Origin of the sequence: Salinimonas iocasae (assembly GCF_006228385.1) — a bacterium.
GTDB lineage: Bacteria > Pseudomonadota > Gammaproteobacteria > Enterobacterales > Alteromonadaceae > Alteromonas > Alteromonas iocasae.
The window spans coordinates 2488601-2504988 of the sequence record NZ_CP039852.1; the positions used below are offsets into that span (position 1 = coordinate 2488601).

General features: G+C 46.9%; 16 protein-coding genes. 7 read left to right on the forward strand and 9 right to left on the reverse strand.

Going from position 1 to position 16388, the window contains the following annotated elements:
• Nucleotides 1–71: 71 nt before the first annotated feature.
• Nucleotides 72–1805 carry an AMP-binding protein gene (locus tag FBQ74_RS11025; RefSeq protein WP_139756721.1) on the forward strand — a complete coding sequence of 578 codons (1734 nt, stop codon included), beginning with the start codon at nt 72–74 and terminating at the stop codon, nt 1803–1805.
• Between the two features lie 70 nt (nt 1806–1875).
• On the opposite strand, the gene FBQ74_RS11030 is transcribed toward FBQ74_RS11025, so the two are convergent.
• Complete coding sequence (locus FBQ74_RS11030) at nt 1876–2337, reverse strand: host attachment protein (RefSeq protein ID WP_139756722.1); 462 nt, start codon at nt 2335–2337, stop codon at nt 1876–1878.
• 81 nt (nt 2338–2418) lie between these two features.
• Nucleotides 2419–2673 carry a hypothetical protein gene (locus tag FBQ74_RS11035; RefSeq protein WP_139756723.1) on the reverse strand — a complete coding sequence of 85 codons (255 nt, stop codon included), beginning with the start codon at nt 2671–2673 and terminating at the stop codon, nt 2419–2421.
• Nucleotides 2674–2849: 176 nt separating this feature from the next.
• Here FBQ74_RS11035 and FBQ74_RS11040 point away from each other — a divergent pair, with 176 nt between their 5' ends.
• Nucleotides 2850–3665, forward strand: a complete 816-nt coding sequence (locus FBQ74_RS11040; protein WP_139756724.1) for an FRG domain-containing protein — start codon at nt 2850–2852, stop codon at nt 3663–3665.
• Here the strand turns inward: FBQ74_RS11040 and FBQ74_RS19250 are convergent.
• The 3 genes from FBQ74_RS19250 to FBQ74_RS11055 all read right to left on the reverse strand — a co-directional run bounded on the left by FBQ74_RS19250 (nt 3660) and on the right by FBQ74_RS11055 (nt 7591).
• A complete protein-coding gene (locus FBQ74_RS19250) occupies nt 3660–4979 on the reverse strand; it encodes a methyl-accepting chemotaxis protein (RefSeq protein ID WP_139756725.1) in 1320 nt (439 codons plus the stop codon). The genes FBQ74_RS11040 and FBQ74_RS19250 overlap by 6 nt on opposite strands.
• Before the next feature lie 160 nt (nt 4980–5139).
• Nucleotides 5140–7200: a TonB-dependent receptor gene (locus FBQ74_RS11050; RefSeq protein WP_139756726.1), complete on the reverse strand. Its 2061-nt coding sequence runs from the start codon at nt 7198–7200 to the stop codon at nt 5140–5142.
• Between the two features lie 127 nt (nt 7201–7327).
• The gene (locus FBQ74_RS11055) at nt 7328–7591 is read right to left on the reverse strand and encodes a hypothetical protein (protein WP_139756727.1); all 264 of its coding nucleotides are present in this window, start codon (nt 7589–7591) and stop codon (nt 7328–7330) included.
• Between the two features lie 262 nt (nt 7592–7853).
• Here FBQ74_RS11055 and FBQ74_RS11060 point away from each other — a divergent pair, with 262 nt between their 5' ends.
• Both FBQ74_RS11060 and FBQ74_RS11065 read left to right on the forward strand, forming a co-directional pair.
• Nucleotides 7854–8477, forward strand: coding sequence for a trimeric intracellular cation channel family protein (locus FBQ74_RS11060; RefSeq protein WP_139757944.1), 624 nt, complete (start codon nt 7854–7856; stop codon nt 8475–8477).
• Nucleotides 8478–8594: 117 nt separating this feature from the next.
• Nucleotides 8595–8942 carry a carboxymuconolactone decarboxylase family protein gene (locus tag FBQ74_RS11065; RefSeq protein WP_139756728.1) on the forward strand — a complete coding sequence of 116 codons (348 nt, stop codon included), beginning with the start codon at nt 8595–8597 and terminating at the stop codon, nt 8940–8942.
• A gap of 323 nt (nt 8943–9265) precedes the next feature.
• Here FBQ74_RS11065 and FBQ74_RS11070 read toward each other — a convergent pair whose 3' ends face one another.
• The 3 genes from FBQ74_RS11070 to FBQ74_RS11080 form a co-directional block, all read right to left on the reverse strand.
• The gene (locus FBQ74_RS11070; protein WP_139756729.1) at nt 9266–9475 is read right to left on the reverse strand and encodes a hypothetical protein; all 210 of its coding nucleotides are present in this window, start codon (nt 9473–9475) and stop codon (nt 9266–9268) included.
• 625 nt (nt 9476–10100) lie between these two features.
• The gene (locus FBQ74_RS11075) at nt 10101–11297 is read right to left on the reverse strand and encodes a porin (protein ID WP_139756730.1); all 1197 of its coding nucleotides are present in this window, start codon (nt 11295–11297) and stop codon (nt 10101–10103) included.
• Nucleotides 11298–11564: 267 nt separating this feature from the next.
• A complete protein-coding gene (locus FBQ74_RS11080) occupies nt 11565–12707 on the reverse strand; it encodes an S-(hydroxymethyl)glutathione dehydrogenase/class III alcohol dehydrogenase (RefSeq protein ID WP_139756731.1) in 1143 nt (380 codons plus the stop codon).
• A gap of 101 nt (nt 12708–12808) precedes the next feature.
• Between FBQ74_RS11080 and FBQ74_RS11085 the strand changes: the two genes are divergently transcribed.
• From FBQ74_RS11085 to FBQ74_RS11095, 3 genes are read left to right on the forward strand one after another with little or no spacing between them, the layout of a single operon-like run.
• The gene (locus tag FBQ74_RS11085; protein WP_139756732.1) at nt 12809–13717 is read left to right on the forward strand and encodes a LysR family transcriptional regulator; all 909 of its coding nucleotides are present in this window, start codon (nt 12809–12811) and stop codon (nt 13715–13717) included.
• A gap of 33 nt (nt 13718–13750) precedes the next feature.
• On the forward strand, nt 13751–14488 hold the full coding sequence (locus tag FBQ74_RS11090; protein ID WP_139756733.1) for a TM2 domain-containing protein: 738 nt from the start codon (nt 13751–13753) through the stop codon (nt 14486–14488).
• A 5-nt stretch (nt 14489–14493) separates the two neighbouring features.
• Entirely contained in the window at nt 14494–15099 is a 606-nt protein-coding gene (locus FBQ74_RS11095; RefSeq protein ID WP_139756734.1) for an acyl carrier protein phosphodiesterase, read from the forward strand.
• Here the strand turns inward: FBQ74_RS11095 and FBQ74_RS11100 are convergent.
• A complete protein-coding gene (locus FBQ74_RS11100; protein ID WP_139756735.1) occupies nt 15086–16378 on the reverse strand; it encodes a DUF445 domain-containing protein in 1293 nt (430 codons plus the stop codon). The two genes, FBQ74_RS11095 and FBQ74_RS11100, sit on opposite strands and share 14 nt — an antisense overlap.
• Between the last annotated feature and the right edge of the window lie 10 nt (nt 16379–16388).

Sequence of the window (16388 nt, forward strand, 5' to 3'; positions counted from 1 at the left end):
CCATGCTCGTAGTTCAGCAAGATCGCTGATGAGTTAACGTAACAACGTTTCCCTATTTTACGTGCCTTAGCATGGAGCTTTCAATTATGACGTTGCATCACCAGAGTCCTTCTGCCGCTTTTCCTCTTACTCAAAGCTATTATTCCGGGCCTGACAACCCTGCACTGAGCGAATTAACTATCGGCGAACACTTTGACAATATTGTCGACAAATTCCCACAGCAAGATGCCATTGTCGTGTCGCATCAGAACATTCGCTGGGATTATCAGACTTACCAGAGAGAAATCAATCGCGTTGCCGCTGGCTTGCTCGCCATTGGCGTTGAAAAAGGTGATCGCGTAGGTATCTGGTCGCCAAATAACATTGAATGGGCCCTGATTCAGATGGCGACCGCCAAAATCGGCGCGATAATGGTATGCCTTAACCCCGCCTACCGCCCTAATGAGCTGGCATTTGCACTTAATAATGTTCAGGTAAAATTTCTGGTCATGGCGCAGCAGTTCAAATCATCGGATTATGTCCAGATGATTTATGGCCTGGCTCCTGAGCTAAAGCAATGTGAACAGAGTAACGTGGCCAGCGAGCGACTGCCCCATCTGGCCCGTGTTATCAGCATTGGTGATAAGCATTGCGAGGGTATGATGCCGTTTCAGGAGCTGCAACAGCTCGGGCGTCAGGAAGATTACGAGAGAGTAGAACACATAGCCTCAACGCTGTCTGCTGAGGATGCTATCAATATCCAGTTTACCTCAGGCACGACCGGAAACCCAAAAGGAGCGACCTTAAGTCACAGAAATATTTTAAATAACGGTTTACTGGTTGCTGAGGCTATGCAGTTTTCGCACAACGACAGACTCTGCATCCCGGTACCTTTGTATCATTGTTTCGGGATGGTGCTGGGTAACCTGGTATGTCTGGCGAAAGGTGCATGTGCCGTTTACCCGGGAGAGTCTTTCGATCCGGAAGCCACGCTGCGCGCGGTAGAAAAGGAAAGATGCACAGGATTACACGGTGTGCCTACAATGTTTATTGCTGAGCTGGAACTAGCGAATTTTTCTGAATTTGATTTAAGTACACTGCGCACTGGTGTTATGGCTGGCAGCACCTGCCCTGAAGAACTTATGCGAAAGGTACACGGGCAATTTAATATGACCGATGTGGTTATCGGCTACGGACAAACTGAATGCAGTCCCATCAACCATATTACCGATACTGATTCGCCTTTGGAGAAACAGGTCAAAACCGTTGGTCGTGCCATGGCGCACACTGAGGTTAAAATCGTAAATGAGCAGAATGAAACTGTGCCCGTTGGCAGCCCCGGTGAAATTTGTGCACGTGGCTACTGTGTTATGCAGGGCTACTGGGACGATGAGGAAAAAACCCGTGCCACTATTGATTCGCAGCGATGGTTACATTCCGGCGATTTGGGCGTAATGGACGAAGAAGGTTACGTTACGATAGTTGGCCGCATGAAAGATATGATTATACGCGGTGGTGAGAACATTTACCCACGCGAGATAGAAGAGGTTCTCTATCTGCATCCGGATGTCAGCGATGCAGCTGTGTTTGGCATTCCAGATGATAAATTTGGAGAGCAGGTGTGCTTATGGCTGAAAGTCAGAGAAGGTGCCGCTATGGATGAAGATGCGGTGAGAGCGTACCTGAAAGCTGAACTCGCCTATTTTAAAGTTCCTCGCTACATCCGTATCGTGGACGCATATCCAATGACAGTAACCGGAAAAATTCAAAAGTTTAAAATGCGTGAAAAGATGGTCAGCGAATTAACCGAAAGCCATCCTGCTTAAAATAAAAACCGGATATGTTCGCCATATCCGGTTTTGTCTATGTTAAAACGAGTGCGTAAATTCCGCCTGCCTATTGCAGGGTAGATCCTCGCCCCGCTTCTTTAAGATAATTTTGCCAGGTTTCATGATCTTCTCTGACGACATCTTTATTGACGGTACATCCAATAAGTTCTTCGAGGTTCTTGTTCATGTGATTTCTGAGCTTACCCAAAAACCCTGCTTCGGCAATAATATCGATGTGATAGATTTTTTCTTCACAACGCTTACTTTCCAGCCAGTCCGTTACGGTACCTGCAAATCTTTTAGCCTCAACCTCTGAGGCGTCTTTACGGCTCATTGTATCAACGCCCTGGACGGCATTACTGGGCGCTGAGATAGCGCCAGGACGATCAGTGACCAGACTTGAGTCAGTGGCTCTGCCGTCTTCATTAAGTAGCGTAACCACCGGTTCAAAGTTGGTGGCACCGTCTTTTTCTATAAAGATTTTTGCTTCTGCTTGATTAGCGACTACCAGATACGATTTACCTAACATGTCTGCTCCTCTTTTCAGGGTTCATGGTTTATAACCCTGGCAAGAGTAAAAAGTTCGGTGCCGGATACTAAAAAATAGTATTCAGGCAGAAAGTGGCTCAGGGGCAAATTTCCATCTGCCGAAGATGAATTGGGCGAAGTAAGTTTGGGTATTCAGAACGTCAATAATCACAAACTCCAGCTTATCTGAGTCGATAATATAGACATAAAGGCTGCGCTGACAACACAGTCGTCCAATAACCTTGCGGGTCTGACTTTCAACAGATTGCAAAGAAATGCCCAAATATGCGCAAAACTCTGAAACGGCCTGGATTACATTTGAATTGAGACTTGTCATAGCGAAAACAGTTTTATGCTGATAGCTTAAAGCGACATTTGTTATTATTTTCTCAAACCCGATACCCGGGCAAGATGCAGAGATTAAAAAAAACCAATTATTTATACGAAAGTATAAGCTTTTCCAAGATTTGCGTGATAGCGTAGCGCAAAATTTTTACACAGATATTTTTTACTATGCAATTTGAACAACGTCACGGCTATATACAAAATACGCGACCACTCACGTCGCTCAGTGATTTTGTAGAATCTGTTGCTCTTATTGCGCGTAAACTTGACTGTGATCCCCGTGCACTATGGTTCAGAGGGGTTGAGAGCTCTATGTACCGCCTGACACCAGTCATCATGCGGTCAACGCAATGGCGCGATAATATTGCTGCAGATAGAGAAGGTGTCATCTTTGAAGACTTTGTTCGAAGAGTAAAGCACTTTCAGCCTGAGGAAGCCTGTGGTAACCGCGCTTTTTGCTGGTACACCATGGCCGATCGATTCGGCATACCTACAAGATTATTGCACTGGAGCACCAGCCCGCTGATAGCACTGTATTTCGCGATATGGCAGCTTGATGTGACCACGCCGACTGTATGGGTACTCAATCCTCACGCGTTAAATAAAGTAACGCTGGGTCATAACGACGTATTTAAGATGGACGGTGAAGATCTTTGCGACAGCCATCAACAGGTACACGATGATTACGCCTTTGGCAGTGCCAACTTGCCGGACTTTCCGATTGCAGTAGCTAATTGCTACACTGATGCGACAATTAATGCGCATCGAACACGGTATACCGTGTCCGGGAAACGCAAGTTTGGCTTAGAAGATGTTGCCAAAGATACCGAGAAGCCGATTCTGATGAAAATTCGGTTTGGCCGTAGTGAGGAATTTATCCATCAGCTTAAATCACAGTTATCTCAGCTAGGTGCCAGTCCTCAGGATATAACGCCCGGCATCGAGGGAATTGGCCGGGCAATCAATTTCGAGCACGGATTATAGGTGGTCAGACGTTCCCGACAGGCGCGACACGCTGTCAGTGACATTCACTGCACCGGCTTCAATCTTCTCCATCGTTAACTGCACACCGCTGATATACTGACTGTTTTTATCCACATGCTGCTTTACTCGCTGCATGTGCTCTGACGCCTTATCAGACAAGCGTTTGTTTTCATTGACTACAGATTCAATTTCAACCGTCGACTCATTAGTACGCTGAGCAAGATGGCGAACCTCATCGGCCACTACAGCAAATCCGCGGCCGGTCTCGCCGGCCCGTGCAGCTTCAATGGCCGCGTTAAGCGCCAGCAGGTTAGTTTGCTCAGCCACGCCCTGTATCGTTGAAACAATCGCCTCTATACGGGAAGACTGTTCTCCCAGGCTGCTCATCAGAACGTTCGTTTCATTAACCTCATTCAGTGTATCATTGAAACCATTGACCGCTTCCGCCAGTGAGGCTTTACCATCTATAGCGACTTGCGCCGTTTCACGGGCGGTGGACAACGCCACTTCTGTGATCTTAAGCACCGTTGCTTTTTCTTGTACCGACTGTGTCACATTAGTGGCGAATTTTATTACCGACACCACCTGCCCAAAATCGTCGAAAACCGGGTTGTACGTCGCTTCTAGCCAAACTTCCTGGTTCTTGGCATCCAGACGACGATAAAGCCCTGACTCTACTTTTCCGCGGGCCAGGATTTGCCAGAAATCCGGATTTTTCTGATAAAAAACATCATCACAAAACATTCTGTGGTGTTTGCCGATAATCTGCTGCTTGCTGTAGCCCACGGTATTGAGAAAATTCTCATTGGCATCTTTTATCGTGCCATCCGGGTCAAACTCAATAATAGCGGTAGACCGGTCGAGCGCGTTGGTCAGTGCAGTAAGTCTCAGCCACTGCTCATGCTTTTGTGTCACGTCATAAGCGATTTTCACAACCGAATGTGTCTTACCGTATTCATCAAGAACAGGAAAATAGGTAGACTCCAGCCAGACCGTCTGACCGGATTTATGGACGCGCGCAAACGTACCGCGCACTGTTTTACCGGATTGCAGGTCTTGCCACAGTCTGTGGTACTCGCTGGAAGCTGCAAATGACGCAGTGCACAGCGCGGAATGCCGCTTGCCGGGCAATTCATTCTGGTCAAAGCCCATCATATCCGCAAACTGCTCATTTACTTCAGTGACGACAGCATCTGGCGTAAACTTAACTAGCGGAACAGCATGACTGACAGCGTCGTAAAACGCCTGATGCTGAGACAATTTAGAGGAGATATCTGACACCGTTTGCTGGTGTCTTGCAGTGCGCATGAACATGGTGAAACCCTGTCTTGAAGACACCGCAGCAGACAGGGTAACGTAGTTAAGTACGAAAGTGAAAGACAGTGTCGAGATAATTTGGAGATTAATTACGCAAGACTATCAAAAAAAGTTCATACTAAAGTATTAATTATATTTTAATAATGCTTATTTATTATTAAAACCGATATCGCGCTGCTATACGCACGGTGCGAGGCTCAAATATATGATAGTGGATATCTTCAACACCTTCTGGTGGCTCGCCCTGCAGCCTCGACGCATAGTAGTAATCAATGTCGTGATCATCACTGTCGGTAAGGTTCAGCACGCTGACGGTAAACTGCCAGTTTCTCCACGTTTTGCCTGCCTGGGCATTAAACAGCATACTTGAGGGCGAGGACACACTACCGTCTTCTGTCAGCGGCCGGCTACCAAAATAGCGCATTCGCAGACTGCCAAACCAGCCGTTATCTAGATCTGCGCTTATTCCCGCCTGCAAAACATGCTCAATGGCACCGGGGATCTCGTCACCGGCAGCATCGTTGTCAGTAAACTGAGCGTCTGTAAAAGCGTATTCAACGTCCAGGCTCCATTCAGGTGCAAAATAATAATAGGCGGTTAGCTCTATACCCCGCCGTTTACTCTGACGACTGGCCTCGGTATTGCCCGCATCACCAACAAATAGCAATTCACTGTCCAGCTCAAGCTGCCACAGCGACACAGAAGCACTGAGTGTTTCATCATAAAACGCACGCAAACCCGTTTCAAAGCCAGTTGTACGTACCAGCGGGTTAACCTGCTCCACGGCATCTCCGGATACCGGGTCTACCTGTATGGTTGTTCCTCTGGCATCATTAGAATGTAGCCCCTGCCCTGCCGAGCCATAGATTTCCCATTCCGGGGACATTGTGTAAATTAAACTTCCTTTAAAAGAAGTAATATCATCAGACGCATCGCCACTGTTCGATGAAAGGTCAACACCAAAACGGTTGATGCCTGCACGATCGCGCACTGAGAAATCAAAAAAGTCTGTGCGTGCACCTATCACACTTCGAAAGGCAGAGGTCCATTGTATTTCGCTTTGCACATAACTGCTCAGGCTGCTTTGCTCTACCGCATCGCTGCGGGTTGTTCCCAGCCGGGTTCTGGCGCGGGTTGCGTACAAACCCACCTCGTCGATATCATCAACCCGGGCTTGTACGCCAAATTCTGTCACAGAGGGTGCTCCGAATAGACTATGACTGAAAGTATAAGCAGCCTGACCACCGTAAATAATGCGTTCATCGACCTGTTCAAATTGGTCGCCCTGTTCAGGATTATCTAAAAAGTAAGTGAAGTTGGACCATAAGTTGAGGTCGTAGGAAATTGCATAAGCAGAAATCTGCCATTTGTCACTGGACCAGTCAGCGCTAAGGCTATATCGACTGGACTCGCCGCCCACAGTGTCGTCGATTGAGCCAAGCTTATCAATCAGACCTGAACTTACTGCGCGTGAAGGAATCTGATCAGCGCTGTTCCAGCTATTATCATAACTCATAAACGTGACTGAAAAATCTCCCTCCCCTAACTCTGAGCTCCATTTAATCAACCCATTAGTCTTATCAATATCTTCGTTGATATCTGACCAGGGACCGTCATAAAACTGCTGTTCTCCTGCTACCAGCCAATGTCCTACCGAATCGGTAAAATTAACGACACTTACCGCTCGCCGGTAGTTATATTCACCCAGCGTAACTTCAGCCATGGGCGCCGGCGCTTTGCGCATAGTTTGTAACTGCGCACTACCGGCGCCACTGAAGTCGCCCACCTGTGCGTAATATACGCCTTTCTGATATTTAAGAGACTGAATCGTTTCAGGAATGATAAAATTGAGATCAGTATATCCCTGGCCATGGCCATGGGTACGCATATTAACGGGCATCCCATCAACCATCGTGGCAAAATCAGTACCGTGATCGAGATTAAAACCACGAAGAAAATACTGATTCGCTTTTCCCGAACCACTGTGTTGCGTTGCCACCATGCCCGGCACAAATTCCAGTACGTCACCGGTACGATTCAATGGCCGCAGTTCAATCTCCTGCTGACCCACTACACCCTCAGCAGCCGATATGGCATCACCGACCAGATTGACCTGTCGGCTTTTTATTTCGATAGTTTCGATGTCGTGATAAGCAGCTAGGGGGCTTAAACTAAAAAGAGAAAAGGGAATAGCAGCAAGAGGAAGTGATTTAACCACAATATCATCCGTAAATTAGTGTTGTTTATCAACAATACTCACTTCAGATAATACCGGATGCAGGTTTTCGTTAAATTGATGTCATAAAGCGCTGAAAAATAGCACTTAAGTGATATTTACAGCTTCATTAACTATGTAATGCTTCCCAGCACCCATTTTTACGCGACATCATATAATCTTCCGTAAAGTCAGGATACTGCAATATCATCTGCGCATGATTTTTGTCTATCAGCTTTACCTCCAGTGACAAACTGTCATAGAGCTTCGCTACTATGTTGTGGGCAGCAAGCTCCAGAGAATGAACCGATAGCTGACGGATAGTGCAAAAATAAGACAACGCATCCAAAGCATCGCTGGATAGGAACGTTGATTTTAGTTGTGGCGCTGACATGATAAAACCTATAACTTTTTCACAGTGTGTCATACGCACTATTGTGCGATAGCGGTCAAAATTCAGCGAAATTTATACTAAAGTATAATTTCAGAAACCATTACTCACACACCACCTTGTTTTATCTTACCTCCCCCCTGTGTTTAATCTTTTGAAAATTCAGGTAAATGGCTTCGTGACGCCCGGTTCGCCTGATAATTATTGATCTAAAAAATTTTTAACACTAAAAAATCCTACAAGTAAGATAAACATGGACACAACAATGAGCGATGATTGGTTTCACCTACTTAATACAGTCAGTATTGCTTTTTTTGCGATATCAGGTGCTCTGGTTGCCTATGAAGAAGAGGTCGATAGCTTTGGCGTGATAGTACTGGCCGTAATTACTGCGGTGGGCGGTGGCACATTAAGAGATGTGTTACTTGACCAGCCCATTTTTTGGATCGATAAACCGGATTATCTTTATTCTACCTACGGCGCAATCATTGTTACGGTCATATTAATCCGGTTAAATTCGGGAATATCAAACACACTAATGATTGGTTTCGATGCCTTCGGGCTCGCACTTTACAATGTCATCGGTATTGAGAAGGCGTTGATTAATGAGACTGGTATGGCTGTTGCCATAACCTTAGGTACAGTAACTGCGATCTTTGGGGGTCTGATGCGCGATGTTATTGCCCGGAAGGTGCCGTTGGTTATGCGATGTGAGCTCTACGCTACAGCCTGTATTGCTGGCGGCCTCGTTTATGCCGGAATGCTGTACGCCGGCGCGCCTTATCTGTGGTGTATCTTAGCCTCGTTGGTCACCACCGTTTCATTACGCCTGGGCGCGTTAAAGTGGGGATGGAGAGTGCCAATCTTTAAAAAAGATATTCCTGAATAACTGAATAGGTGTATTGCTATCAGTAGTGATATAAATGGTAAATTAGGTATATACGATAAAAGAATTTCGAATCTATCAGCAGACCACGCAATAACTTTATTAAACGGGAATCGAACGATGAGCAAATCTTATCCTGATATTATTCAACGCATCTCCTCTAATATGAAAGGGCTGCGCAACAATATTCCAGAAACAATGCAGGGTTTCTCTGCGATGGCCAAAGGCGCTACGGCTGACGGCGTGCTGGACAAAAAAACCAAAGAACTGATTGCCCTGGCAATAGGTGTGTCCACTCGATGTGATGGCTGTATAGGCTTTCACACTAAAGCATTGGTGGAATTGGGCGCAACACAGCAGGAAGTAGAAGAGACACTGGCCATGGCGATTTATATGGGAGGTAGCCCTTCACTGATGTACGCAGCTGATGCCATGCAGGCTTTCGAGCAATTCAGCGAAAGCAAATAATACATTACGCCCGGTTTGGCAGAATGCTTGAGATCACCGGGCGCATCTTTCTGAGAGTGTGAGATTTAAGCAAAATGCTCACAATTTTATCATTGCTGCACTTCGACAGTGCAATAGTTCGTTTACAGGTCTAACGATTTCGTCGGTGTTAACGCTATGTATGGCATTAGCCCTTTTGATACGCGGTCAATCCTTTACTTCCTACCAGACCGTGTTTTTGTTAATCCCCCTTTACCAGCATCGCCTATTCGTTTCGCATTTGTACTTTGAAGACCTGTAATTCATACCAGCTATTGTAGAAAAGTAACACACAGACGGTGTTATTATTTCTTCGCGTCGTTCTTATGGCGCTCTTCGTAGTCTTTCTTGTCTCTCACCCATTCCTCTATCGCTGAACCGGGGTCTTCCTCACCGGCAATGCTCTCGTCATCCGGTACACCGGCTTCTGCTTCGTCTTCACTTATTTCGCTGACGTCTTCTTTATTGCGCTGTTCGGATTTCTCATTACTGCTCTTATCTTTTGATTCTGTCATGCTACACCTCATAACTAAATATTGGTAAGAATCGTGCATAATTCTTAGAACTGTGCAATTACCAGCACAGCGCAAGGATGTTTTTCCCGGCTATGTAGTAAGTACTTCATTATGTTACGCCCTCTGCCAATGACTAGTTCACCCAATTCGGGACAGGCAATTCCTCGGCTAACATCTGAATATTTCACTTTTATGACAGTTGTGTGAAATAAACTAGATCCTTGCCAAATATTGATATAGTATAAAAATCGTAAAAGAAGAACAGGAGGATTTATGATTAAGTCTGTAGCAAAGTTCTTTCAGCGTAAACACCCATACACAGTGGCTTTTTATATTGGAAGAAAAAACACTCAGAAAATTTTTGACTGTAAGATTAAGAAAAAGTCTGAACTCTTTTCAGGCAATTAATCCAATAGCCAGCACGTTTTATTAGGTCTGATAAAGTACCGGTACCACACGCACAGTAGACTCACGCTTTTTCAGAATAATTTTTCGCCCCGCTCGAAGTACGATCTCGCTGTACATTACTGAATACTTCTCAGTCTCAGCGCAGAACAGGGCTATAGCGTGTATCAACTAAAGAAAAGGCTCGCATAAAAAGCGAGCCTTTTTTTGTTTGCGGTATTTAAAATGTGACATCCCACTGTAGTCTGAACCGGGTATCGTCATAATCAGGGTATTCATCACTGCTCAAATCGTATTTCGTGATGTCAGCCGTAATTTTGTTGTTGTGACCGTCCAAAAACCAGTTTACCGCTACCGCTCTTTCACGGTTAGTGTGGGTATTAAAATCGATTTGTGATTCGTAGGCTGCAAAGCGTGCTGCCATTTCAACATCCTTTGGCCACCATGATAGGGCACGATGAACAAAGTATCCACCCTGAGCATAAAAACCGTCCAACTCGAGTGTTGGCTGACCGGCGGCCTGCACTTCTTTTTCATGATATTCACCCTGCCAGCTAAATCCTTTGTACATAAGCGCAGAATCAAGATTGAACTGACTCACATCATTGATTTGCCCTTCTGTGGTAGGCCAGCGTTTTACCTGGCCCCCCCCTGAGGATGAAAAGCGACTGAAAAGGCTCTCGTAATCAGCCCAGGAATAAGCTACCGAGATTGCAAGATCTTCATGGCCTTTTAAATCGCTGGCAACAAACCCGACGCCATTGCCAGTGGGGTTCCACTGCACTCTGGCAAAATAAAGCGGCCGTCCTGGCCCGGAAATATCATTTCCACGCCCCTGACCGCTGGCGATACCTGCCCAGTAGTTAATATCGGCGTGGGTGCCCTTATTAAACTGCCCATATACCGAAACAGCTTTATGTCTGTCGATAGTGAAGACGCGATTAATCAAAGAACGCTCCAGCATCTGCTGTCCACCGCTGCTGATACTCCGTTCTCTGGAGTATTCAAGTTTCCACTGACCAGCTTTAAATTTCAGTGCATCGTATTTTTCGAACCTGAACTGATAATCGAGCAAAAACTCATCAGCCAGCTCATACTCCCACGAGTAAGTGAGCCACGGCTTGCCTACATGTCCCTTTGCTTTAAGGCGCGCCCGATTCACATTGAACTTGTCTTTTTCTGCTCCCTGAAAATCATCAGGCTCTCGGGGTACATCAGGAAACCTTGATGAGTAACGAAACTGTCCCCGGATATTAAGCTGCATTGATGCAAACTGGTCGTCGCCACCGAAGAGAATGCCGGACTGATTTTTACCTGGTATTTTTACCCAGTCGGTATTTAGCAGCTCTGCGTGAGAGGGAAAGGTAGACAGAACTGAACACAGGGGAAGCAAATATAGAGAAAAACGCCGCGCCAAAGTGGCCTCCGAGATAACCAGATAGTATAGCGCCCTTGCCGTTCAAAGCAGGCAGGACAATAAGTCGCGAAGTGTACGTAACCATTGGTATCTGTCAATATAGTTGTCACAAAAATGACATAAAAGTGTCATATTGTCAGATGAGTACTACACCTCGACATCCAATACGTGTTCTCTGGACTGGGGTATCACTTAATACGGCGTTTTATTTCTCGCAGGTTGAGCCGGTCAGCAAGATGGCTAACCGGTGAATATTGTTAGGAACAATTAGAGACGGATTACCGAACGAATACTTTCGCCCCGATGCATAAGGTCAAACGCGTGATTGATATCTTCAAGCGGCATCTTATGGGTAATAAACTCCTGAAGGCCGAACTCACCATTAAGATATTGCTCAACGATGCCCGGTAACTCACTTCGTCCTTTCACGCCACCAAATGCTGATCCCTTCCACACTCGTCCGGTGACCAGTTGAAACGGTCTGGTGGAAATTTCCTGACCAGCGCCAGCCACTCCAATAATAACAGACTCTCCCCAGCCCTTATGGCAGCACTCCAGGGCCTGTCTCATCACATTCACATTGCCGATGCATTCAAATGAATAATCAACCCCGCCATCAGTCATATCAATAATCACTTTTTCAATAGGGTCATCGTGTTCTGTAGGATTGACTAAGTCCGTGGCACCAAGTTGACGAGCCAGATCAAATTTGCTGTCATTGATATCAATACCGATTATGCGCGATGCGCCGGCCATTCTGGCACCAATAATAGCCGACAGACCTATACCGCCCAGACCAAATATCGCGACGGTATCGCCCTTGCTCACTTTGGCCGTGTTTAACACTGCGCCCATTCCGGTAGTCACACCACAACCCAGTAAGCATACTTCTTCCAGCGGCGCTGATTTGTTCACCTTTGCCAGGGAGATTTCTGGTAACACAGTATATTCAGAGAAGGTTGAACACCCCATATAGTGATAAATGGGCTCACCATCTTTTGAAAAGCGCGTGGTTCCGTCTGGCATCAGCCCTTTACCCTGCGTTTCTCTTACCGCCTGACACAGGTTAGTCTTGCCGGACAGACAAAATTTGCATTTGCCGCATTCAGCCGTGTACAAAGGAATAACGTGGTCACCAGGCTCAACACTTGTGACACCCTCGCCCACCATCTCGACGATGCCACCACCTTCGTGACCCAATACTGCCGGAAATATGCCTTCGGGATCATCACCGCTTAACGTAAATGCGTCAGTGTGGCACACGCCACTGGCAACAACCCGAATTAATACCTCACCAGCTTTAGGCAAGGCAACATCTATGGTTTCAACGCTAAGTGGCTCACCAGGCCCCCAGGCCACAGCAGCTTTAGCAGGAATTGAAGTCTGGCCCGGTGATAATGATATAGTCATAGTAATGCTCCTATTCTTCGATGGCGCACAGTATAACCACTTCACCTGGCGGTATAATCCCCTTAAAATGAAAGACACTTTTTCATATATGAAATAATACGATGAATAAATGGACGGGCGTTACTGAATTTGTCGCAGTGGTTCAAAATCAGACTTTTACCAAAGCGGCCAGTGTGCTGCAAACCAGTGTGGTAAAGGTAAGTCGTGCTGTTGCAGCCCTGGAAGAGCGACTGCAGGTAAAGCTGCTTAACCGGACAACCCGGCACGTATCACTTACCGAAGCAGGCCAGGCGTTTTACAGTCGTTGTGAACCTATAACCGAATTGCTTAGTGATGCCGAGGATGCCGTTGCCAACCTTCATCACATGCCAGCGGGACAACTGACCATTACAGCCCCGGTGGCATATGGTGAGGAGTTCATTGCGCCCTTACTGACAGAGTTCCTGCAAACTTACCCGCAGATGACCGTTTCGCTGATACTGACTAACGATTTACTGGATTTGCGTGAATCAAATATTGATATTGCCATTCGTTTAGGTCAGTTAAACGACTCTACCCTCATCGCTCGCCGGCTGACTGACAGAACGGTACACACCTGTGCCAGCCCGGTTTACCTGGCACGTCACGGCGTGCCAGCAGCGATAAAAGAACTGCGTGAGCACAGCTGCCTGGTCGGAACTATGGACTTCTGGCGCTTCCAGCAAGCAGGTAAGGCTCAAACCATTCGGTTATCCGGGAAGATCCGCTGCAACTCAGGCCGAGTACTGCTAGCGCAGGCCGTTGAAGGCTTGGGAATCGTCCAGCTACCCGACTATTACGTGCGACCGCTTATTCAGACAGGTCAGTTGGAAGAGGTGCTCGAAAAGCATCGCATCCCGGCTGAAGGGATCTGGGCCGTGGTCACAGAACATAAAAAAATGAGTACAAAAGTGCGCCTGTTCATAGATTACCTGAAGCAACAGTTAACCGCTAACGCGTCATCGCTGGCAGCCAATGCCCCGCCTGTGTAACAATACATTTTTAATTAATGTACGTTGTAAATTATGTCATTGACGACTGCGCCCTCATCCACTACCCAATGTGAAAACTGCGAAGCTGACATCCGCTCTGGTGCACTTCAGTGTGAGGCGTGTGGACATATATCTTCCCGCTTTACCTATAAAAGCAGAGTGGCGGCTTCTGCTTTCGCGTTATTCGGCGGCGCATTTGGTTTACACCGTTTTTATCTCGGTCAGTGGCGCGCACTGCTTTATTTAATGTTCTGCTGGACACCGCTCCCCTGGCTGGTTGCCCTGGTTGAATGTATTGCTTTCATGACAACCGACCAGCGGCGGTGGAACCGGCGATATAATCATGGTATCGGCAATGGCAATGAAAGTGCGCGGGTACTGGCTATCTTTATGATTACTGGGTTTTTGCTGATTATCGGCGCGCTGATTACATCGCTGTATATTCCGTTCAGGGCTTTTTCAGATCTGAAAGGGTTGCAAAATCAGGTCAGTGCGGCGCAAACGCTTGGTGAGTCTGCGCAGCGCTACATAAAGCAAACCGGCCGCAGGCCCTCAAAACTTACTGATCTTTCATTGCCGGCATCATTTACAGAAAAGTACGGGACAAATATTCAGATTCAACAGGGCAGAATTTCCATGCAGTTTGACAGTGCCGGTAACATGGCTGCCGGATCGCTGGTTATGGAACCGGTTATCATGGGAAGCGAAGCGATATGGGACTGCTCTGAATCCACGGTTCCTTCTGCATTACATCCAGATATTTGTAAATAATAAGAATGAATTATCTGGCTCACCTGTACCTGGCGCAGCCCGAACCCTCTTCGCGGTTTGGTAATTTACTGGGTGATTTTATGCGCGGAAGTCGACCTGAGATGTTCAGCCAGCCAGTTCAACGCGGCCTGGCTAACCATCGCTGGGTGGATAAGTTCACAGACAGCCACGATGCAGTAACATCGATAAAGCGAAAAATATCTCCTTCCCGCCGACGCTTTGCCGGAATTATTGTTGATATCGCCTTCGATCATTTTTTGATAAAAAACTGGCAAACTTACTCTGCAGAATCTCTCGATACATTTTGTCAGTCTGTATACCGTGACTTATCCGCACGGTTGCCGGACATGCCAACTGCGATGCAGCATACGGTAAAAAGTATGACCCGGCATCAGTGGCTGACCACGTATGCAACCTTGCCGGGTGTAGCACGGGCGCTGGACAATACTGCCAGCAGAATACGTTTCACGCATAGCTTTTACGACAGTATTAATGAGGTAAAAGCGCATTATGGTGACATGGAAGAGGCATTTAACTGTTTCTTCCCTGAGTTACGTAAGGCAGTCGCTGATGCGTCACTGGAGCTTTCGCCGGGTGTTACAGGGAAGTAGCTGAGCCTATCCCTAGTTCAATCATATATAAAATCCCGCCGATAAGACCGCCTACCAGCGTACCGTTGATTCTTACCTTCTGAAGATCTTTGCCGATATTTAACTCTATCTGTTCGGCCATCTCCTGCTCATCCCAGTTTTCAATAGTCGTTTTAATATGTCCGGTGAGAAAATCACTCATCTGTGGTCCCATATACGTAGCCGCCTCCGTCAGATAACGGTTGATGGATGCGCTGACTTCGGGTTTCTCTTTTAGTGTTATCGCCATGTCCTGCAGTAAGGTGGCCATGTGTGATTGGATACGGCTGTCAGGGCGCGACAAATCGGCTTCCAGTCGCGCATGCAAGTCATTAAAAATGTGCGTAATGTACGTGTGCAATACCGTATTATCCAGCATGCTGTCTCTGAGCGAATTAAGCTTTAACGCCAGTTGCGGATCGTGTTTAACATCATCAATCAGTTGCTGAACATACGCATCAAAACGCTTACGTAAAGGATGGTCGGGGTCTTCATTAATATCATCAATGGTACTGATGATAGCTTTTGTCGCCACCCGTGCGCCCTGCTCGCTTAACCACGCGGAGGGCAGGATTTTTTCCAGCCTGCGGTGTTCAGTTTTAAGCCACGTATGCAATTTACCGGTGATGAAACGTTGCGCGGCCGGGCGCTGAAGCAATGCTGCTGCCTTTGCAATCATCTGGTCAAGCAGTTGCTGATGCCTGCCTTCACGGGTTAGCACCTCAAGGGTGCCGCTAGCCAGTGGCGATAAATCAATGCGTCTTAGCATCTTGCTAAGGTTGGTGGTAAAAAGCCGATTGATCTTGTCATCATTAATGAGGGTTAGGCCGCCACGTGTCATATCTGCAGCAATGCGGGCTGTACGTCGAGCGTTAGCCGGTTGTTCCAGCCACTTACTCAGTGCCTGTGCGGGCTGACTTTGCTCAACCAGTGATGTGATAGCCTGTGCGTGAAAAAACTTCTCCTGCACAAACTCAGACAGATTCTGGGCAATAATGTGTTTGTTTGCTGCCACGATGTTGGTATGAGGAATAGGATAACGAGGAGGGATTGGTTTAAACAGTGCAGTTACCGCGAACCAATCTGCTAAACCACCGATCAACGCAGCTTCACTGGTCATTTTGATAAAGCCGATAAGCGTCTGCCAGTCTGATAACATAGTCGCATTTTCTGCGATGGTTGCCGCAATAAATAATGCCGCCGCGCCCAGCAGCCAAAATAGTGCAATGCGTTTCGCTCTGGCAAGTTGCTTTTCTTTCACACAGTGTCCT